Annotated in this window: 28 protein-coding genes; 24 read left to right on the plus strand and 4 right to left on the minus strand. The window is 70.9% G+C overall.

Annotated elements, in window-relative coordinates; genetic code table 11:
* Positions 1-22 precede the first annotated feature (22 nt).
* On the plus strand, positions 23-787 hold the full coding sequence (locus G495_RS0101065) for a substrate-binding periplasmic protein (protein ID WP_028586291.1): 765 nt from the start codon (positions 23-25) through the stop codon (positions 785-787).
* Here the strand turns inward: G495_RS0101065 and G495_RS0101070 are convergent.
* The 3 genes from G495_RS0101070 to G495_RS0101080 all read right to left on the minus strand — a co-directional run bounded on the left by G495_RS0101070 (position 778) and on the right by G495_RS0101080 (position 2,212).
* Entirely contained in the window at positions 778-1,143 is a 366-nt protein-coding gene (locus tag G495_RS0101070; RefSeq protein ID WP_028586292.1) for a hypothetical protein, read from the minus strand. The two genes, G495_RS0101065 and G495_RS0101070, sit on opposite strands and share 10 nt — an antisense overlap.
* Positions 1,144-1,291: 148 nt before the next feature.
* Positions 1,292-1,579 carry a hypothetical protein gene (locus G495_RS0101075; RefSeq protein WP_028586293.1) on the minus strand — a complete coding sequence of 96 codons (288 nt, stop codon included), beginning with the start codon at positions 1,577-1,579 and terminating at the stop codon, positions 1,292-1,294.
* Between the two features lie 354 nt (positions 1,580-1,933).
* On the minus strand, positions 1,934-2,212 hold the full coding sequence (locus G495_RS0101080; protein WP_028586294.1) for a hypothetical protein: 279 nt from the start codon (positions 2,210-2,212) through the stop codon (positions 1,934-1,936).
* Between the two features lie 162 nt (positions 2,213-2,374).
* Here G495_RS0101080 and G495_RS0101085 point away from each other — a divergent pair, with 162 nt between their 5' ends.
* From G495_RS0101085 to G495_RS20770, 23 genes are all read left to right on the plus strand, one after another.
* On the plus strand, positions 2,375-2,860 hold the full coding sequence (locus G495_RS0101085; RefSeq protein WP_028586295.1) for a hypothetical protein: 486 nt from the start codon (positions 2,375-2,377) through the stop codon (positions 2,858-2,860).
* 240 nt (positions 2,861-3,100) lie between these two features.
* A complete protein-coding gene (locus tag G495_RS16900; protein ID WP_035250390.1) occupies positions 3,101-3,511 on the plus strand; it encodes a DUF5675 family protein in 411 nt (136 codons plus the stop codon).
* 23 nt (positions 3,512-3,534) lie between these two features.
* Positions 3,535-3,735: a hypothetical protein gene (locus G495_RS21500; RefSeq protein WP_156939534.1), complete on the plus strand. Its 201-nt coding sequence runs from the start codon at positions 3,535-3,537 to the stop codon at positions 3,733-3,735.
* A complete protein-coding gene (locus tag G495_RS0101095; protein ID WP_028586296.1) occupies positions 3,714-4,235 on the plus strand; it encodes a hypothetical protein in 522 nt (173 codons plus the stop codon). The genes G495_RS21500 and G495_RS0101095 overlap by 22 nt, the downstream gene beginning before the upstream one ends.
* Positions 4,232-4,438, plus strand: coding sequence for a hypothetical protein (locus G495_RS0101100; protein ID WP_028586297.1), 207 nt, complete (start codon positions 4,232-4,234; stop codon positions 4,436-4,438). The genes G495_RS0101095 and G495_RS0101100 overlap by 4 nt, the downstream gene beginning before the upstream one ends.
* Before the next feature lie 296 nt (positions 4,439-4,734).
* A complete protein-coding gene (locus G495_RS0101105; RefSeq protein WP_028586298.1) occupies positions 4,735-5,256 on the plus strand; it encodes a terminase small subunit in 522 nt (173 codons plus the stop codon).
* On the plus strand, positions 5,253-6,800 hold the full coding sequence (locus G495_RS16905; RefSeq protein ID WP_156939535.1) for a hypothetical protein: 1,548 nt from the start codon (positions 5,253-5,255) through the stop codon (positions 6,798-6,800). Before G495_RS0101105 ends, G495_RS16905 begins: the two co-directional genes overlap by 4 nt.
* Positions 6,800-7,372, plus strand: coding sequence for a hypothetical protein (locus tag G495_RS16910; RefSeq protein WP_051444936.1), 573 nt, complete (start codon positions 6,800-6,802; stop codon positions 7,370-7,372). The genes G495_RS16905 and G495_RS16910 overlap by 1 nt, the downstream gene beginning before the upstream one ends.
* Position 7,373: 1 nt before the next feature.
* Entirely contained in the window at positions 7,374-7,607 is a 234-nt protein-coding gene (locus G495_RS0101120; protein WP_028586299.1) for a hypothetical protein, read from the plus strand.
* Between the two features lie 2 nt (positions 7,608-7,609).
* Positions 7,610-9,361 (plus strand): portal protein, encoded by a 1,752-nt coding sequence (locus G495_RS0101125; protein ID WP_028586300.1) that lies wholly within the window; start codon positions 7,610-7,612, stop codon positions 9,359-9,361.
* Entirely contained in the window at positions 9,361-9,597 is a 237-nt protein-coding gene (locus tag G495_RS0101130; protein ID WP_028586301.1) for a hypothetical protein, read from the plus strand. Before G495_RS0101125 ends, G495_RS0101130 begins: the two co-directional genes overlap by 1 nt.
* Positions 9,598-9,604: 7 nt before the next feature.
* Positions 9,605-10,408: a hypothetical protein gene (locus G495_RS20040; RefSeq protein ID WP_156939536.1), complete on the plus strand. Its 804-nt coding sequence runs from the start codon at positions 9,605-9,607 to the stop codon at positions 10,406-10,408.
* A 3-nt stretch (positions 10,409-10,411) separates the two neighbouring features.
* Positions 10,412-11,323, plus strand: a complete 912-nt coding sequence (locus G495_RS0101140; RefSeq protein WP_028586303.1) for a major capsid protein — start codon at positions 10,412-10,414, stop codon at positions 11,321-11,323.
* 14 nt (positions 11,324-11,337) lie between these two features.
* A complete protein-coding gene (locus G495_RS16920; protein ID WP_035250394.1) occupies positions 11,338-11,730 on the plus strand; it encodes a hypothetical protein in 393 nt (130 codons plus the stop codon).
* Positions 11,731-11,839: 109 nt separating this feature from the next.
* Positions 11,840-12,190: a hypothetical protein gene (locus G495_RS0101150; RefSeq protein WP_028586304.1), complete on the plus strand. Its 351-nt coding sequence runs from the start codon at positions 11,840-11,842 to the stop codon at positions 12,188-12,190.
* Between the two features lie 3 nt (positions 12,191-12,193).
* Positions 12,194-12,745 (plus strand): phage connector family protein, encoded by a 552-nt coding sequence (locus G495_RS16925; protein WP_051444937.1) that lies wholly within the window; start codon positions 12,194-12,196, stop codon positions 12,743-12,745.
* 3 nt (positions 12,746-12,748) lie between these two features.
* Entirely contained in the window at positions 12,749-15,289 is a 2,541-nt protein-coding gene (locus G495_RS0101160; protein ID WP_028586305.1) for a carbohydrate-binding protein, read from the plus strand.
* A 2-nt stretch (positions 15,290-15,291) separates the two neighbouring features.
* Positions 15,292-15,738, plus strand: coding sequence for a hypothetical protein (locus G495_RS16930; protein ID WP_028586306.1), 447 nt, complete (start codon positions 15,292-15,294; stop codon positions 15,736-15,738).
* Positions 15,739-15,773: 35 nt separating this feature from the next.
* A complete protein-coding gene (locus G495_RS0101170; protein WP_169734338.1) occupies positions 15,774-16,238 on the plus strand; it encodes a hypothetical protein in 465 nt (154 codons plus the stop codon).
* A 143-nt stretch (positions 16,239-16,381) separates the two neighbouring features.
* Positions 16,382-16,978, plus strand: a complete 597-nt coding sequence (locus G495_RS0101175) for a MarC family protein (protein ID WP_028586308.1) — start codon at positions 16,382-16,384, stop codon at positions 16,976-16,978.
* A 264-nt stretch (positions 16,979-17,242) separates the two neighbouring features.
* Entirely contained in the window at positions 17,243-17,608 is a 366-nt protein-coding gene (locus tag G495_RS22965; protein ID WP_084457691.1) for a type II toxin-antitoxin system RelE/ParE family toxin, read from the plus strand.
* Positions 17,592-18,038 carry a helix-turn-helix domain-containing protein gene (locus tag G495_RS21505; protein ID WP_035250398.1) on the plus strand — a complete coding sequence of 149 codons (447 nt, stop codon included), beginning with the start codon at positions 17,592-17,594 and terminating at the stop codon, positions 18,036-18,038. The genes G495_RS22965 and G495_RS21505 overlap by 17 nt, the downstream gene beginning before the upstream one ends.
* A gap of 22 nt (positions 18,039-18,060) precedes the next feature.
* Entirely contained in the window at positions 18,061-18,519 is a 459-nt protein-coding gene (locus G495_RS20770; protein ID WP_084457694.1) for a protein-export chaperone SecB, read from the plus strand.
* Between the two features lie 109 nt (positions 18,520-18,628).
* Here G495_RS20770 and G495_RS0101185 read toward each other — a convergent pair whose 3' ends face one another.
* A complete protein-coding gene (locus G495_RS0101185) occupies positions 18,629-19,204 on the minus strand; it encodes a flavodoxin family protein (protein ID WP_028586309.1) in 576 nt (191 codons plus the stop codon).
* Positions 19,205-19,261 lie beyond the last annotated feature (57 nt).

Genomic DNA, 19,261 nt, shown 5'->3' on the forward strand with positions numbered 1-19,261 from the left:
TGGCACGAGGAACGGCCCGCCCATGAACCGAACGGTCCTGCTGCTGCTCACGGCCCTGGCGCTGGTCGCCTCGCCGTGCGCCCCCGCAGCGGCGGGCGGGGCGATGCATGTCGCCTACACCGACTTTCCCCCCTTCCACAGCCAGGACGAGCAGGGCCGCATGTCCGGGCTGCTCTACGACATCGTCACCGAGGCCGTGCAGAAGCGCCTGGGCATCCCTCTGGCCTGGGAGCCCTGCCCCTGGGCCCGCTGCCAGGAGCGCGTGGAGCGCGGCCAGGCCGACGCGCTGGTCACCGTGCCCACCCCCGAGCGGGCCCGCTACACCGTGACCCACGACGTGCCGTTGTACCGCAAGGAGCGGGCCCTGTTCACCTACGCGGGCCATCCGCGCATGGACCAGATCCTGGCCCTGGGCGGCGTGGCGGACATCCGCCGGGCCGGGTTCACGGTCATCACCTACGTGGGCAACGGCTGGAGCCGGGAGCACCTGGCCAAGGCCGGGGTGCGGGTGATCGAGACTGCGGACCTGGACAGCATCTGGCCCATGCTGGCCGCGCGGCGCGCGGATCTGGCCGTGGAGTGCCCGCCCGCCGCCTGGGGAGCCATGCGGGGCCGGGTTCCCGAAGGCCAGGTGGTGCAGACACCCGTGGTCCTCGAGGCGGTGCCGTTCCATCTGCTCGTGGGCAAGGGCTCGCCCCTGGCGGGTTTTTTGCCACAACTGTCCGCCATCCTCGCCTCCATGCACGCCGACGGCAGCATGGAGCGCATCCTGTCCGCCTACAGGTAGGGCCCGGACTCCGGGGCCTCCCCGGCTGCCGGGCCGGACGCCCGCCGCCCCGCCCGGGGCTGGCCATCCAGCAGCGCGCGGGCCAGGGACGCCGCGTCCGCCACATATCCGCATCGGGCACAGGCGTAGAGGCTCAACCCGCCCAGGGCGGGGTGGGCGCTGGCGTGCGTGGCGTCGGCCAGCAGGCCCCCGGGGGCCGCGCACGCCGGGCAGGGCACGCCGCAGGGCGCAAAGCGCGGGCAGTCGGCGGGCTGGCGCGCGGATTCGGGGCGGGGCGGGCAGTCGTGGCCGTCCAGGGTGCAGCGCCAGCCGCCCCGGGGGGTGGAAAGCCGGAAGCGGCAACGGGTGGTGGGCATGGAGCCTCCTGGGGCAATATAGGCGATTTTTGCCTTTTAGGGTGAGGGTGATATCGCCTGTTGGCCGGGCGGCGCCGCAGAGGGGCGGCGCCGGGCGGCAGGGTGTCTGCCGCCCGGCAGGTCGGGCCAGGGCCGGGCCCGCGCGGGTTCAGTCGGCCTGGGCGCGGGGGGCGGGCTCCGGCGCGGGGGCCGGGGAATGCAGCGCGTCGGGCCGTGCGCCGGGTTCGGCCAGGCGGCTTTCCAGTTCCCACAGGGCGCTGGCCAGGTCGCTGACCCGGCGGCCCATGAGCCCTGTGACATAGGCGGCCCCGCCTGCGTGGACCTGGGTTTCCGTTTCGTCGTGGCTTTCCAGGGCGTCCTCCAGGAAGCGCAGGGCGGAAGCGACATCGTAGAGTTCGGTGAGGGGGTCCTTTCCGGTGTTCGGGTGGCGTGGCATGGGCGCTCTCCTTTCAGGGTGGCATCAAGTCTTTGCCGCGCAACACGTTGCACTATATTTTGTGCGGCGATGCGATAATTAGCAAGTTGCATCCGTTTTGTCCAGAAAATATGCCGCACTATTGTATAGAATAGCCTATTTGTGTGTCGTTGCGGAAATTCTTACTATAAAAAATTTTTACCTTGCTGCTGTACTGTATTGCTTGGGCAATGCAACATGCTTGTGGTGCATTGATGTAGCACAAGAGACGCACGCCGAACAAGGCTGCGTGCCATGCGCGGCACGCATCGCATCATTGCGACGGGGCGGGGCGTGGGGACGGGGGGCGGGGACGAACGGGCGGCGCAGGCGCGGTCAGCGGCCGGGAGCAGGAGCGGTGCCCGGGGCCTGCATGGCCTGGGACACCTGCCAGCACAGGGAGGAGAAGTCGAGTTGCACGGCCTGGGCCAGGCGGTACGCATCGGCCAGCTTCACCGTGCGCCCCGAGTTGCGCAGCTTGCGGTAGGTGCCTACGGGGTCCTTCTGGGTGGGGAAGGCCGCGCGGGCGATGTCCGAATGGCTGCGGCCCTGGCGGATGCGGGCGGCCTCGATGGCGTCCAGAAAGTTCTGGGAGAAGATCAGTGCTTCATCCATGCCGTTTTCTTACAAGAATTCCGGCGCGGCGGCTATTAGGCAAAAATCACCTAAAAATTTGCGTGACCCCCTTGACAAGGCGGTGAAAATCGCCTAGAAGTTGACCCGTCGTCGCGTGGCCCGATGGGCGGGTCGTTGCGGCGCCAGCGCGGGAGGAGCGCCATGGACCAATGCCTGTGGACCGACGAGGTCTGGGCCCCGGTGGGCATCAAGGGCTTCGGGCTGGAGTACGAGATGTGCCCGCTGGGCTATGTGCGCCGGGTGGTGCGCGGGGCCGGGGCGCCCAGGCGCTTCTGGCTTTTGCCCCTGGAGGAGCCGGACGGGGGCGGGCCGGATGACGGCCCCCTGTATCGCCTGCGCGCCGCAGGCGCCCGGGCCGAGCTGCGCGTGCGCGATATCTTCCGCCTGTTCGGGGTGCGCGCCGAGGCCGACCGGGCCTGGCTGGCCCGGACGCGGACCCGGGCCCTGGCCGAAAACGCCCTGGCCCACGGGGCGGCCTATGCCTGCGACGCCCTGCGCCAGACCGTGCAGGAGGGCGGGGACGTGGACATGGAGATGCTGGCCCTGACCATCGAACACGGCTGCCCCTGGGAGCGCGCCCGCATGGGCGGCGACGCCCGGGGCGCGGACCCGGTGCTGGGCTTCTAGGGGCGCCCGGGCCGGCAACTGCGGGGCGGCTGGCCCGGGGCACAAGCACCGGGCTGGCGCCAGGGTGCAGGCGCGCGGCGCTGGCCTGGAATCGCGCAGCGCGCGCGGCGCCTGGGGCGCGGGCGCAGGCGTGCGGTACTGACACCCGGGCGGCTGGTGCCCGGGCGGTGGGTGGTCGCGTCCCCGTTTCGATAGGTTCACGCATATCAATAAACAATACACGCTGTGCAAGGAGGGCTCATGAACCTGGAACCCGTGGTGGAGATCGTGCGGCTGGAGGAGTCGGCCCAGGGCACTTTCGGGGCGCTGCGCGTGAACAAGCAGGTGTTGTGCGTGACCCTGGAGCCGCCGGACCGGCTCAACGAGCGCAACACCTCGTGCATCCCGGCCCAGCAGTACCGCTGCGCGCGCACCGTGTCGCCGCGCTTCGGCGAAACCTTCACCGTGCAGGACGTGCCCGGGCGCAGCCAGGTGATCTTCCACGGCGGCAACACCGTGGCCGACACCCAGGGCTGCGTGCTGCTGGGCGAACGCTTCGCCCCGCCCGGCGCCGCGCGCGGCGTGCAGGACAGCAAGCGGGCCCTGGCGGCGTTCCTGGACGCCCTGCGCGGGCACGACGGCTTCCACCTGACCATCCACCAGCACTACTAGCCGGGCGCAGGCGGGGAGCGGACATGACGTGCAGGGAATGCGACGGGCGCACCAGGGTGGTGCGCACCGTGCAGACCGGGGACCAGGGCACCGTGCGGGTGCGCATCTGCCTGCGCTGCGGCGCGGTGCTGCGCACCTGCGAACGGCCCCTGGCGCCCGGGGAGCGCCCCGGGGCAACGGGCGGACAGCCGGAGGGACGGACATGGCGGACTGGAAGGATGTAGGCCGGGCGGTGGCCAAGGTCGCCCCGGTGCTGGCCGGGGTGTTGGGCGGGCCGGTGGGGGCCGTGGCCGGGGCCGCCGGGGCGCTGGTGGCCTCCTGGCTGGGCACGGAGGCCGAGCCCGGGGCGGTGATGCGCGCCGTGCAGGACCCGCAGACGCTCATCCGGCTCAAGGAGCTGGAAATGCAGCAGCAGGAGCGGCTGTTGGCCTGGCAGGGCCGCCAGCTCGACGCCGAGATGGAGTTCGAGCGCAGCCTGACCGGGCGGCACACCGCCGACGCGGCCTCGGACTCGTGGCTGTCCAAGAACGTGCGGCCCCTGTGCCTGCTCGTGTTCACGGCGGCCCTGGTGGGCGGCACCTTCGCGCCCGAGGTGGGCGCGGAGAAGCTCGACGCCCTGGCCGAGCTGGGCTTCGGGGTCTACGGCTACTACTTCCTGGGCCGCAGCGCCTTCGACAAGGGCGCCGTGCGCCTGCGCTGGGGGCGCGGGGGCGAGGGCCAATGAGCCGGGAGCAGGACATGTGCGTGCTGCTGGCGCGCATCGACGAGCGGGTGCGGGCCATGGCCAGCGACGTGGCCGAGATCAAGGCCACCCGGCGCTGCCACAGTCATGCGGAAAAGCTGCGCAATGTGGAGCGGGTGATCTACGGGCTGATGACCACCGTTTTCGGACTGGTGGGCAAGGCGGTGTACGACCTGTTCCGCTAGAGCAGCGGCCCGGGAAAGGACGCAAGAAAGCCCGGGAATCCGTGGGCGGCGCCACCGTGAACGCTCTTTTGTGCATTGGGGGCTTGCCCCCTGCGTACTCCCCCGGGGCCGGCACTGCCGCCCGGATGGGACGTCGCGACTGCTGGGTGTTCATTCACTTTGGTCGAGTCGCCTCACCTGATTCCCAGGCACCTACAAGATAACACCCCCGGGGGCCCGTGGCAAGGGGGAATGGCCAAAAACCGTTGCTGTACGGGAACTCCCGGGAATCTGCCGGGTTGGGAGAGCCGTGGCCGATGACGACCAGCAAAGCATGCATCACCACTGACGAAACCGGGCGGGGCGCCAGGCCCCTGCCCGCACGCCAGCAGCGCTTCGTGGCCGAGTACGCCGTGCTCGGCAACGCGGGCGAGGCGGCGCTCCGGGCGGGCTACGCCGCCGCCACGGCCCCGGCCCGGGGCCGGGCCCTGCTGGCGCGGCCCGAGGTGGCCCGCGCCGTGGCCCTGGCCCTGAACGGCCCGGGCGACATGGACGGTCCGGGCGGCGCGCCCGGCGCCCCCCAGGGCGGCCAGGACCACGACGCCGTGACCCGCGAATGGGTCGTGGCCAGGCTGCGCGAGGTGGCCGAGCGCTGCATGCAGGCCGCGCCTGCCGCCCCCGCCCGGGGCGCCGCCGGGGCCGAGGGGCCCCAGTACAAGTTCGACGCGGGCGCGGCCATTCGCGCCCTGGGGCTGCTGGGCAAGCATCTGGGCATGTTCGGCCCGCGCGAGGCCGACGAGGCCGGGGCCCACGAAACCGCACTGGAAGAACTGCAATGAGCGCACTGACCGCACGCGACCGCCGCATCCGCCAGCGCCTGAAGGACGATTTCATGTTCTACGCTGGGCGGTGCCTGAATATCCGCACCAAGCTCGGGGGCCTGGCGCCCCTGGTGCTCAACCGCGCCCAGCGCCACCTGCACCAGCGCCTGGAGGAGCAGCGCGCGCGCACCGGGCGCGTCCGGGCCTTCGTGCTCAAGGGCCGCCAGCAGGGCGTGTCCACCTACGTGGGCGCGCGGTTCTTCCACCGCACCACCCACGAGCGCGGGGTGCGCACCTTCATCCTGACCCACGAGATGGAGGCCACGCGCAACCTGCTGGAGCTGGCCCAGCGCTTCCACCGCCACTGCCCGGCGCCCCTGCGGCCCCGGCTGGGGCAGAACAACGCCCGTGAGATGCATTTTCCGTTGCTGGACAGCGGCTATCGCGTGGGCACGGCGGGGGCGCGCGGCGTGGGTCGCTCGCTTACGGTGCAGCTCTTCCACGCCTCGGAGGTCGCCTTCTGGCCCCGGGCCCAGGAGCACGCCGCCGGGGTGCTCCAGGCCATTGCCGACGCCGAGGGCACCGAGGTCATCCTCGAATCCACGGCCTGCGGCATGGGCAACTTCTTCCACGCCGGGTGGCAGGCCGCCGAGGCCGGGCAGGGGCCCTACCAGGCCGTGTTCCTGCCCTGGTTCTGGCAGCCCGAATACAGCGTCGCGCCCGGGCCGGACTTCACCCCCGATGACGAGGAGCGCGAATACATGGCCCTGCACGGCCTGGCCCCGGGCCAGCTGGCCTGGCGCCGGGCCAAGATCGCCGAGCTCAAGGACGCGCTGCTCTTCCGCCAGGAGTATCCGGCCACGCCCGCCGAGGCCTTCCAGAACACGGGCCAGGCGCCGTTCATCGACCCGCTGCTTGTGCTGCGCGCGCGCCGGGCCGACGAGGCCGGGCATGGCCCGGTGGTGGCCGGGGTGGACCCCGCGCGCTTTGGCGATGACGCCACGGCGGCCATCTTCCGCCAGGGCCGCAAGGCCTTTGGCCTGCGCACCTGGCGCGGGCGCGACACCATGCAGGTGGCGGGCATCTGCCGCCGGATGCTGGAGGCCGAGAGCCCGCGCCTGGAGCGGCTGTTTGTGGACGTGGGCGGCCTGGGCGCCGGGGTGGTGGACCGCCTGCGCGAGATGGGCTTCGAGCGCAGGATCACGGCGGTGAACTTCGGCGCGCGGGCCCTGCGCCCCGAACGCTACCGCAACAAGCGCGCCGAGATGTGGGCCGGGCTGCGCGACTGGCTGGCCGACGAGGCCCAGGCCGACCTGCCCGACGACGACGCGCTGCACGCCGACCTCACCGGGCCCTCCTACAGCTGGGACAGCGCCTCGCGCCTGGTACTGGAGCCCAAGGAGGAGATGCGCGCCCGGGGCCTGCGCAGCCCGGACCTGGCCGACGCCCTGGCCCTGACCTTCGCCGCGCCCGTACGCGGGGCCGCCCCGGCCCAGCGCTACGCCGACGGCGCCACCCCCAGCTTCGGCCACCGGCCCCGCGCCGGGGCCCCGGAGGCCTGATGCTCCACGCACCCGCCACCCCCCGCCGCCCCCGGCCCCGCCGCGTCCCGACCCTGGAGGTCCTGGACATCCGGGCCCACCCCGGCGGACTGGACGCCATTGACCTGCAGGCGCTGTGGGAGCGCCTGGAGGACGACGGCCTGACGCGCCATGTGTTCCACGACGGTTCGGTGGCCGACGCCGAAGCGTTCATCGCCTTCGCGGGGGCGCCCGGGCGGGCCTTCTACGCCGTCTACGCCGACGGCGACCCGGCGGCGCTGTTCTGGCTCGATGGCCGGGCCGGGCGCTCGGCGCGCATCCATTTTGCCGTGCTGCGCGACTATTTCGGCAGCCCGGCGCGGATCATCGGCTTCTACGTCACCGACTGGCTGCTGTCGGTCAGCGGGTCCGACGGGCGCCCGCTCATCGAGGTGCTCGTGGGCGTGACCCCGCGCACCAACGGCGCGGCCCTGGGCCTGGTGCGCGACCTGGGCTTTACCGTGCTGGGGACCATCCCCCACGCGGCGCCCATGGCCAACGGGCGCAGCACGGGTGCGGTGGTGTCCTATCTGACGCGCAACAAGGAGGAATGAGATGGGCGGATCGTCGATCATCGGCGGCGGGGGCGGCGGCAAGGGCGCCGTGCAGGCCCCGCCCGCACCCGTGCCCCTGCCCGAGGAGCCGGGCAGCGGGGAGGACGCCAAGCGGATGCAGGAGGCCAGGCGCCGCGAGGCCGAACGCCTGCGGCGCCTGGCAGGGGCCACCGTGGCCACCGCCGAGGGCGGGGTGCTCGGCTCGGCACAGGTTGGCCGCAAAACACTGGGGTAGCCATGCAACAGCACACGACTCACGACGCCGCGCCCACCGCGCGGCAGGCCGGGCCCGGCCCCGGCGCCGCCCACGCGGCGGACGCCCGCGAGCTGGCCCGGACCACGCGCCAGCACTTCGAGGCCCTGCAACGGGCCCGCCAGCCCTTCGACTCCATCTGGGAGGAGGTGGCCGAGCACATGGGCCCGGCCTACGCGGGCTTCACCAGCGAGCCCGGGCACCCCCGGCGCCGCCGCGAGGACCTGGTGGACTCCACCGCCCGGCGCGCGGCGAACATCTTCGCCGCCGGGATGCTGGCCGGGGTTTCCTCGCCCTCGCAGCGCTGGTTCGCCCTGGGCCTGGAGGCCCGGGAGCTGATGGACCTGCCCGGGGCCCGGGCCTGGCTCCAGGAGGTGGAGGACCGCTTCTACGCGACCCTGGAGCGCTGCGGCTACTACCCGCAGCAGGCCCTGGGCTACCACCAGGCCGGGCTCTTCGGCTGGCAGTGCCTGTTCGTGGACGAAGACCCGGCGGTGCCGGACGCGGGCATCCGCTTCCGGGCCCTGCCCCTGCACGAGGTCTACATCGACGAGAACCACCAGGGCGAGGTGGACACCGTCATGCGCCGCTTCCGGCTCACGGCGCGCCAGGCCGCCGAGCGCTTCGGCGCCGAGCGCCTGTCGGGCGCCCTGCGCCGGGCCCTGGGCCAGCGCCGCGCCGAGGACCGCGAGGTGGAGTTCCTGCACGCCGTGACCCCGGCCCCGCGCCAGGGGCGTTGCGCGGGCGCCCGCCAGGGCCTGGCCTACCGCTCGGTCTACATGGAGCTGGCGGGCGGGCATGTACTGTCCGTGGGCGGCTACGCCGAGCTGCCCTATGTGGTCACCCGGGCCCACCGCCTGCCGGGCACGGCCTACAGCTACAGCCCCGGCACCGAGGCCCTGGCCGACGCCAAGATGATCAACGAGATGAAGCGGCTGATCCTGGAGGCCGGGCAGTTGGCCGTGGCCCCGCCGTATCTGGTGCCCGACGACGGCTTCGTGGGCCGCTTCAGCTTCGAGCCCCGGGCCATGAACTACTACCGCCGCGCCGAGGGCAACAGCCTGGCGGACTTCGGCCCGCTGGGCGTGGGCGGCGACCCGCGCTTCTCCTTCGACCTGCTGGCGGCCACCAGGCAGGACATCCACGAGGCCTTTTTCGTGGACCTGTTCCTGGCCGTGAGCCAGCGGGCGCGGACCGGGAGTACGCCCACGGCCCTGGAGGTGGCCGAGCTGACCGCCGAGCGCATGTTCCTGCTCGGGCCGCTCTTGGTGAACCAGCAGCGCGAGAACTTCCAGCGCCTGTTCGAGCGTCTGTTCCGGCTCATGTCGCGGCGCGGGGAGCTGCCGCCCGCGCCGCCGGAGCTGGCTGGGCAGGGGCTGCGCGTGGAGTACGTCAGCCCGCTGATGCTGGCCCAGCGCGAGGCCCAGGCGCGCTCGGTGCTGCGCACCTACGCGGAGATCGCGCCCATCGTCGCCGTGGCGCCCCAGGTGCTGGACCTGTTCCACCACGACGAGAACGTGCGCCGGATCATGGAGCAGCGCGGCTTTCCCCAGACCGGGGTGCGCACGCCCGACGAGGTGGCGGCCCTGCGCCAGGCGCGCGGGCTGGCGGCCCTGGCCGGAGAGCTGGGCGCGGCGGGGCTTCCCGTTGCCCCCGGGGGCGCGGTGGGCGCGCAGCCGGGCCCCGTGGCACCCCCGCAGGCCGCCCTTGCCCCCGGCGCCGGGGAGGTGGGCTGATGGACCTGGCGGCCATGAACGAACGCGAGCTGCACGGCCACGTCCACGCGGCCCTGGCCACGCCCTCGGGGCAGGTGCTGCGTGAGTTTTTGCGCACGCACTGCTTCATGCGCCCGGCCCCGGCGCCGGGGCCCTGGCAGGGCGGGGAGCAGGTGGAGTTCCGCTACGGCAGGATGACCCTGTTCCAGTTGGTGGAATATTTCGAGAACCCCGAGAATTTCAAAGCAAAGGAGTAGCAGGACCATGATGCAGGAAGCCTCGATTGCCCCCGCGGGCGGACACGGCGCAGAGACACCTTCCCCCTCTGCTCGACACTGGCTGGAGGAGGCCATTCCCGAAACCGAGGTCTGGGAGGCCGATGGCCGGGCCATGCCCCTGGCAGCGCACCCCGCGCTGCGCAAGTACGCCAGCATGCCGGACATGGCCCGGGCGCTGGTGGGCGCCCAGGCGCTCATCGGGCGCAAGACCGTGGGGCTCACGCCCCTGCCCGAGGGCGCCAGCGACGCCGAGCGCGCCCGCTTCGACGCCGAGCTGCGGCGCGTGCTGGGCGTACCCGCCGGGCCCGAGGGCTACGCCATCGCCCTGCCCGAGGGCCAGCAGGCCGACGCCCGGCTCCTGGACTGGTTCCGCGCGGCGGCCCACGAGCTGGGCCTCTCGCCCGCCCAGGCCCAGGGCCTGTCGGACCGCTACAACGAGCTGGGCGCGCGCACGGCGCGCGAGTTCGAGGCCCAGCGCGGGCGGCGGCGCGCCGAGACCCTGGGCGCCCTGGAGCAGCTGTGGGGCTCCGACGCCCAGGGCAACACGGAAATCGCCCGGCGGGGGTTCGAGGCCGTGGCGGGCCGCGCGGGGCTGGACCCCGCCGAGGTCCGGCGCATCCTCGACACCCACGGCGACGACCCGACCATGGTCCGCCTGTTCCACGAGATCGGGAAAGCCAATCAGGAGGACGGTTTCGTCGGCGGCAGCGGCGGTCCCCGCAGCCGCGACGGCGTCATGTCTCCGGAACGTTTCTTCGCCGAAGTCGTCTTCGGCGGCAAAGGAGAATAGCAGATGAGCACCGCTTCGACCCTGCGGGACCTGAGTGCCCGCTTCGCCACCCGCCAGCCCGACCAGGTGGACTGGCTGACCGAGGAGACCCCGGTCCTGGACGTGATCCCCTTCGAGGAGGCCTCCCACGCCCTGTGGAACGTCTACGACGAGGTGGCCGACGTGACCGGCGGCGGCTTCGTGGACATGGACGCGCCCCTGGGCAGCATCGACGTGGGCACCCGGCTGAAGAAGGTGGACCTGTCCATCCTCGGGGCGCGGATGTTCCTGCCCGAGGACAAGGCCAAGGCCATGGGCGGGCGCGACGCCTACTTCGCCAAGAAGCTGCCCAAGGCCCTGCGCAAGCTCGGCGTGGACGCCGAAAAGGCCATCGTCTACGGCAACCTGCGCAAATACGCCCTGGACGCCGGGCGGCTCATGGACGCCGGCGGCCAGGACGACAAGGGCTACAGCCTGCTGGCCGTGCGCTTCGTGCCCGGCGAGACCACGGGCCTGTATTCCAGCAACACCTTCCGCCAGGGCGGCATCCTCGACGTGCGCTCCGTGGGCGGCGGCACGCTCTACGAGGACGAGCGCGGCGTGCTGGGCTACGGCGTGCGCATCAAGGGCTACTTCGGCATCCAGATCGCCAACCCCGAGACCGTGGCGGCCCTGGTGAACATCACCCCCGACACCCCGCCCACGGCCATGCAGGTGGACAACCTGCTGGACATGGTCCGCGGCGGGGCGGGCACCTTCCTGTTCTGCCACCGCAAGGTCATGAGCATCCTGGCCGAGGCGGGCAAGGGCGCGGCCTTCCAGATGACCGCCTCCGAGCGCAACGTGGACCGGCGCATCGCCGAGTGGAACGGCGTGCCCATCGTCACCAGCTACAACTTCGCCGACGCCGCCGAGGCGACGGTGCCCGTCAATTAGGAGGACGCGCGAGCATGTACGACCATATCCTCAAGGTCCACGACGAATACCTGGCCAAGGCCCAGCCCCTGCCCCAGAACGCCAGCGCCGAGGGCAACGGCCGCGTGCTGGACTTCTCCGGGGGCCTGGGCTCCCAGGAGGTGGTGGCCCAGGCCGACACGCCCGTGACCCTGGCGGGCGGCGCCACCCTGAGCGTGACCCTGGAGCAGCGCGACGCGGGCGGCGCCTGGGAGCCCCTGGGCACCGTGTGCGCCCTGGCCGGGCCCCTGGCCCTGGAGGCCGGGGCGGTGCTGGGCCGCTTCATCCCGCCCAGCGACACCCGCGCCCAGACCCGCGCCCTGCTGGCCAGCACCGACCCCGCCGCCCAGGGCAGCCTGTCGGTGTATCCGCACTACCTGGCGCGCTAGCGGCGTAGCGCGGGCGGGGGGGCAGGCTCCCCCGCCCGCCCCGGGCCGCAACGCACACAACGGGCGGGGCACAGGCCCCGCCCCACCTCAACCCCGCAGGAGACAGCACATGGACACCCCGACCATCATGGACCAGCGCAAGCCCCTCGTCATCGCCCTGGACGCCGAAACCCTGCCCGCCCTGGGCCTGGCCCAGGCCCCCGAGCCCGGCGCGGCCTTCACCCTCACCGCCCAGGCCCGGGCCCACGACGCCTACCCCGGCGACGGGCAGGGCCCGGCCCAGGTGAGCTTCGAGCTGACCCCCGAGCGCCTGGAGCCGCGCGCGGCCCAGGCCGCCCCGGCGCCCCAGGCCCCGGCCCCGGCCGCCCCGGGCGCCGCCGCCCCGGCCCCCGGCGGGGCCGACGACGCCCAGAAGCGGCGCGAGGCGTTCTTCCGCAGCCTGTTCCAGGGGGACGACTAGGCCATGAGCGTGGAGATCCTCTCAAGCGCGCTCATTGAGCTGGGCGAGGACCGCATCGCCTCGGCGGACCAGGACACCGAGCGCGCCCGGCTGGCCCGGGCCGTGTACGAGGTGGAGCGCGACGCCCTGCTGGAGGAGCACCCCTGGAAGTTCGCCATCCGCCGCGTGGCCCTGGCCCGGCTGGCGGCGGCCCCGGCCTTCGGCTTCGCCCGGGCCTTCCGCCTGCCCGCCGACTGCCTGCACGTCATCGGCACCGAACCTGAGACGGCGTACGGCATCGAGGGCGGCAACCTGCTGTGCGACCTGGACGCCGTGGCCGTGCGCTATGTGCGCCGGGTGGAGAACCCCGCCGAGATGCCGCCGACCTTCCGCGTGGCCCTGGCCGCGCGGGTGGCCGTGCGCCTGGCGCGCAAGATCACCGGCTCCAGCGCCGAGAAGGAGCGCCTGGAAGCCCTGTACCGCGAGCGCCTGCGCACGGCCAAGGGCCGCGACGCCCGGGGCGGCGGCACCCCCGAGGCCAACCGGCCCGACCTGCTGCAACGGGCAAGGAGGTAGACCATGAGCGTTTCCGCATCGCCGATCATCAACGCCTTCACCGGCGGCGAGCTGTCGCCGCACCTGGACGGGCGCACGGACCACGAGAAGTACTACACCGGCTGCCGCAGGCTGGAGAACTTCATCCCCAGGCCCCACGGCAGCGTCTGCAAGCGGTCGGGAACGCGTTTCATCGCCCTGGCCGGGGCCCAGGGCAGCGCCGCACGTCTGGTGTCCTTCGACTTCAACGGCACCCAGAGCCAGAGCTACGTCATCGAGCTGGGCGACGGGTTCCTGCGTTTCTTCACCGGCGGGGGCGCCGTGCTCAAGACCGGCGCCCCCGCCTGGGAGGGCGCGGCGCCCTACGCCACGGGCGACTATGTGACCCACGGCGGGGCCGTGTACCGTTGCCTGGGGGCGCACACGGCGGACGGCGCCACCGAACCCGGCGCGGGCCCGGACTGGGCCGGGGCCTGGGTGGCCGATGCGGTCTACCGCATCCCCAGCCCCTGGGGCGCGGCGGCCCTGTGGGGTGTGAACCATGTGCAGAGCTGCGACGTGCTCTACCTGGCGCACCCCGACACGGCCCCGCGCAAGCTCGTGCGCCGCGCCCACGACCACTGGACCCTGGAGGAGCTGGACTACCGCATGCCCGGCCACGACCTCGCGGCCACGGCCCCGGGGGGCACGGCGCCCATCTGCGCCGTGGCGGGGGCCGCGCGCCTGGCGCTGCCCGCCGGGCGCAGTTTCGAGGTGGCGACCATCGTGCGCGCCCTGGACCCCCAAGGGGCCGAGGGCTGGTACATGTACAAGGGCGCCGGGGTCTTCCTGGCCGAGGGCGCGGCCCTGGAACTGGCCTTCACGGCCTCGCCGGACCACGGGAAGAACCAGATCGAGCCCATCCACGCGGGGAGCGTGCTGCAGGACCGGTTCTGGAAGCTCATGGCGCGTAACGACGCCATGCCCGAGGCCTTCGGGCCCGGGGAGGATGGCGGCTCAGCCCAGTGGCCCGCCGTGGTCGGGTTGTACGAGGACCGCCTGGTGCTGGGCGCCACCCGCTCCAGGCCGCTGACCCTGTGGATGTCGCGCACCGGGGCCCACGAGGATTTCCGCCTGAACACGGCCTCGTTCATCGACGGCGTGCAGGACCAGCCCCTGGACGACGACGCCATCGAGATCACCCTGTCGGGCTCGCGGGTCAACCCCATCCGCTGGATCGCCGACCAGGAGGAACTGCTGGTGGGCACCAACGCGGGCGAGCTGAAGGTCTGGTCCGGCCTGGAGGGCGAGGGCATGACCCCGGCCAAGGTCCAGCGCAAGCGCCAGAGCTCCCACGGCAGCGCGGCGGTGCAGCCCGAGCCGGTATCCGGCGCGGTGCTCTTCGTCTCGCGCAGCGGGCGCAAAGTGCGCGAAATGGCCTACGACATCACCAGCTACAAGTACGCCTCGCCGGAGCTGACGCTTCTGGCCGAGCACGTCACCGGGCCGGGCCTGCGCGACATGGCCTTCGCCCGCGAGCCCGACGGGGTGCTGTGGGCCGTGCGCCACGACGGGGTGCTGGCGGCCTGCACCTACCTGCGCGAGCAGGGCGTGGTGGCCTGGCACCGCCACCTGCTGGGCGGCGATGGCCGCTGCGAGAGCGTGGCCACCGTGCCCGGGCCCGAGGGCGACGAGGTCTGGATGCTGGTGCGCCGCGAGAGCGGGGCGGGGGGCGTATTGCACACCGTGGAGCGCCTGGACCCGGCCTTCGACGCCGGGGAGCGCCACGGCGCCCGGGCCCAGGACGCCGCCGGGGGCTTCTTCCTGGACTGCGGGCTGTCCAACTGCGCGCGGGTGGACGCCGTGGAGGTGGAGGCGGACACGGGCCGGGTGCGCGTGCGTGCCCAGGGCCTGGGCGCGTGCGACGGCGACCGGGTGCTTCTGGAGGGCCTGGCGGGGCTGGAAGGCCTGTGCGGCGTGGAGTGTACCGTGGGCGGGGCCGACCCGGAGCAGGGCAGCTTTGCGCTCCTGGTGGACGGGGCCTGGGTGGACGGCGCGTGCCTGCCCGCGCACCAGGGCGGGGGCCTCTGCTGGCGGCGCGTGCCCGCCGGGCTCCTGGGCGGGCTGGGGCACCTGGAGGGCCGCGAGGTGGCCGTGGTGCTCGACGGTGCGCTCCTGGGCGTCCAGCGCGTGCAGGGCGGGGCGGTGGCCCTGCCCCGGGCGGCCTGGAAGGTCCACGCCGGGCTGCCTTACAGCGCCGTGCTCCAGCCCATGCGCCTGGAGGCGGGCGGGGCGGGGGGCACCGCCCAGACCCGGCGCAAGCGCATCATGGGCGTCACCGTGCGCCTGCGCCAGACCGTGGGCGGGCGCGTCTGCCCGGGCGACGACGTGGCCGACAAGTACGAGCGCCTGCTGCCGCACACCGCGCCCGTGCGCGCGGGCATGGCCCCGCCGCTGCTGGACGGCGACCGCGAGGTGCGCCTGGCCAGCGGCTACGACCGCGACGGCCTGTTCACCATCCGCCAGGACGACCCGCTGCCCATGACCGTGGTCTGCTGCGTGCCGCAGGTGCAGGGGGAGGGCTGAGGATGCGCGTGGTGGCCTTCGAGGTGGCGCATGTGGAGCGCCTGGAGCTGCGCGCGGCCGACCGGCTGGGGTTCGCCGCGCGCGGGGGGCGCGCGGGGCTCCTGGCCCTGGCGCGGCTCTACCGGGCCAGCGGCCCGTGCTGGACGGTCCTGGCGGGCGACACGGTGGCGGCCTGCGGCGGGGTGGGCGTGCAGCCCGGGGCCACGGGCAACGCCTGGGCCCTGACCAGCCCGCTGGTGGAGGCCCATCCCGTGGCCACGGCGCGCCTGGCCCGGCGCTGCATCGAGGCTGCCGAGGCGGGCCTGGGGCTTTCGCGCATCCAGACCACGGTCCACGTGCGCCATGTGGCGCGCGCCAAATGGTTCGAATTTTTGGGGTTCACCCGCGAAGGCCTGCTGCGCAGGCTCGTGGGCGATGACGACTACCACCTTTACGCGAGGGTACGCTGATGGGCGCCGATCCCATTTCCGCAGGGCTTCTGGGTTTGAGCATTGCCAGCACCGTTGCCGGGGGCGTGAGCCAGGGCCGGCAGGCCTCGGCCCAGGCCCAGGCCGCCAATCGCCAGGCCGACGCGGCCCAGGCCGAGGCCGCGCGCCAGGCCGAGACGATCCGGCTCCAGACCGCCCAGGAGCGCCAGCGCGCCGGGGCGGAGCTGCGCCGCCAGCTGGCGGCCGCGCGGGTGGGCGCCGTGGGCGCGGGCATCGACGCCGGGTCGGGCTCGGCGCTGGAGGTGCTCGGCAGCGCGGCGGCCCTGGGCGCCCTGGACCTGGCGCACATCGACTACGCGGGCGGGCTGCGCGTGGCCCAGGCCCTGCAACGCGGCCAGCAGGCCGCCTACGGCTACTCCGACTCGGCCAGCGCCGCCCGGGCCCGGCGCGGCGACGCCCTGCTGCGCACGGGTCTGGGCCTGGGCGGTACCGTGCTGGGCCAGGGCGCGCGCGGCTGGTAGCGGCGCGCGCCGGGCCGCGCCGCGAGGTGGTTGACGCCTGCGTCAAGGACCGTTACAGGCAGCCCCCCGGCGTGGTACACCCGGGGCCGGGGCGGGGGCCACCCCCCGCCCCGCCAGCGCCACGCCAAACCCCGGAGGCCGCCGTGCATCTGTTTCTGAGCGTGTTCATCAAGTTCTTCTTCCTGCTGACGCCGTTCTTCGTGCTGTCCATGTTCCTGGCGCTGACCAAGGGCATGGGCGCGCGCGAGCGGCGGCTGACCGCCGTGCGCGTGACCCTGGCCGTGGCCGTGGTCACCCTGGTGCTCTTCCACTTCGGCAACGCCATTTTCGACGTTTTCGGCATCACCGTGGACAGCTTCCGCATCGGTGCGGGGGCGTTGTTGTTCCTGTCCGCCGTATCGCTGGTGCGCGGGCGGCCCGGGGCCGACGCCGGGGAGGGCGAGGGCGACATCAGCGTGGTGCCCCTGGCCATTCCCATCGCCGTGGGCCCGGCCACCACGGGCGCGCTGCTGGTCATGGGCGCGTCCATGCCCGCCCAGGACAAGCTGGTGGGCAGCGGCGCGCTCATGGCCGCCGTGGTCTGCATGGGCATCGTGCTGGTGCTTTCGGCGCACGTGCGCCGCCTGCTGGGGAGCATGGGCATCGAGATCCTGACCAAGCTCACGGGCCTGATCCTCTCGGCCCTGGCGGCCCAGATCGTTTTCACCGGCGTGCGCAATTTCCTGGAACTGGGCGGCTAGCTAAGGGATTGGAAATGTGGATCGAGGAAGACTCGAAGCCTTGCCCGGAAGACTATGGGTACGACAATGAAGGAGAGAGAGTTTCAACCTCGTTCGCTTTCTTTTTGAATTGACGCTAGTTATAATAATATATATAGTCGTGGCGTAAAAAGACGCAATAGCTTTTGCTAGGCATCCTGTTTAGGGTTAGGCACGAAGAATTTCTTGACAGCCTGAGTAATTTCTTGACAGAGAACTTCCAACAGTTAACTTTAAGGTTAACCGATGTCGTCGTTGACGCTAGCCGAAGGCAAAAAACATAAATTGATCTATTGGGTGCCTGGCACAGTTCCTCCCCGAGATCATTTTTGTGAGTGCCCTGCGATTACCCCAGCGGACAAGAAAAAAATTGCTAAGAGTCTTAAACGTTACTCGGAGAATGGATTCCCAAATAACCGAGAAAAATTCAAGTCTCTTGGAGAGGGGTTGTCTGAAATTAAGGTGACGAGCCAGCTCCGGTTGATTGGTTTCTTGGATGGCACGACTTTTGTAATTTTTTTGTGTGTCAGAAAGAAACAAAATGATCTCCGACCGGAGGACATTGAGAAAGCCAAAAGAATAAGGGGGCAATATCATGACGGAAGGCACTGAAAACTCCACGCTGTTCGGACCCCTCGCCGAGATTGCGAACGAAATTACGCCTGAGGAATGGGCTTTTTTTGATCTGTCCGAAGATATTTCGGACCAAATTGCTGAGTTCATGCAAAATAACGATATCAGTAAGGCTGACCTCGCAGTCCGTCTGGACAGCTCTAGGGCTTTTGTGACCAAGGTTCTGCGTGGCGAATCCAACATGACTTTTAAGACGTTCACTAAGATTTTGCACCACCTTGGCGCCAAGGCCGAGATCAAGATTGCTCGACGGCAAGATGGCATCCGCTGGTTTGTGGTCCATGAGAGTGACCGCAGGCGCGGAGCGAGGGGAACTAAGCAAAATTACGAGCGAGTTGATTTCGAACTTGCGGCCAAGGCCGAATGCCGGATTTGTCTCTCGGACAACGCTGAGATGGTTGTCGCCTAATTGCATCAGGAAGGTTTAGGTTATGGAAGTCACCGATGTGAAAAAACCCCCCTTGGAAATGAAGGAGCACTTCTTCACGAAGGTTTCGTTTGCCGCCAACGATTCGCTTACCGAGGAAGATGTCGCCTCTAGCAAGCCTTTTGAGCACGATTTTAAATGTTTCGTTGAAGTCCTGACTAATAACAAGGACCCTCTGCTCCACCAAGTCAGGCTGAAAATTGTTGTCGCTGAAAAAGAAGACGCCTTGAAGGCCTACGATATTGAAATTGAAGTTGTCGGCCTGTTCAGGCCGACTAGGGAATTCGATACCGATGAAGAACTTAAAGGTATGATTCAGATAATAGGGGCCACGTTGCTGTACGGCGCGGCGAGAGAGTATATCTATTCCTTGACGCTTCGCGGTCCGTGGCCGCCGGTCTATCTCCCCACGACATCGTTCATTCCGGCTCAGTCTGCTCCGTCTCCAGGAAAGGGGAAGTAGCTTCAAGGTTTTGGTCTTCGCAAAAAACACCCCGGAGTCTGGATAACTCCGGGGTGTTCTTCCTTATTTATCGCAAGCTGTTCTTAGGACGCTGGGAAAACTAGATTTATCAGCCCCGCAGCCGCTCCAGGGCCCAGGCCATGTTGCGGCCCAGGGTCTGCATGGTCTGCACGCCTTCGGCGTCGTCGTCCACGTCGCCGCGGTTCAGGCCGATGCCCATGTTCCAGTAGCTCGACCCCACCACGACCATCTGGCCGATGAGGAAGAAGGCGTTCAGGGCGTTGAAGACCTGGATGGCCCCGCCCCGGCGCACGGCCACCACCGAGGCCCCGACCTTGCGCGCGAGCATGTCGCCGTTGGCCTTGGCCACCATGCCCGCGCGGTCGATGAGCGCCTTCATTTCTGCCGAGACGTTGGCGAAGTAGGTGGGCGAGGCCAGGATGATGGCGTCGGCCCCGAGCATCTTCTCCACGCATTCGTTGACGAAATCCACGTCCACGGCGCAGCGTTTGTCCTGGCTGGTGAAGCATTTGAGGCAGGCCAGGCAGCCGCGCATGGGGCGCCCGGCCAGGGAGACGGTCTCGGTGTCGATGCCCCGGGTGGTCAGTTCCCGGAAAACGTGGTCGATGAGGAGCTGGGTGTTGCCCTTCTTGCGGGCGCTGCCGTTGAATGCCACGACCTTCATGCGGACCTCCGGGAGGGGGACGGGGTTGCGGGAGGCGCTGTGCTGCGCCGCCGGGAA

This window comes from Desulfocurvus vexinensis DSM 17965 (genome assembly GCF_000519125.1).
In the GTDB taxonomy this organism is placed as follows: domain Bacteria; phylum Desulfobacterota; class Desulfovibrionia; order Desulfovibrionales; family Desulfovibrionaceae; genus Desulfocurvus; species Desulfocurvus vexinensis.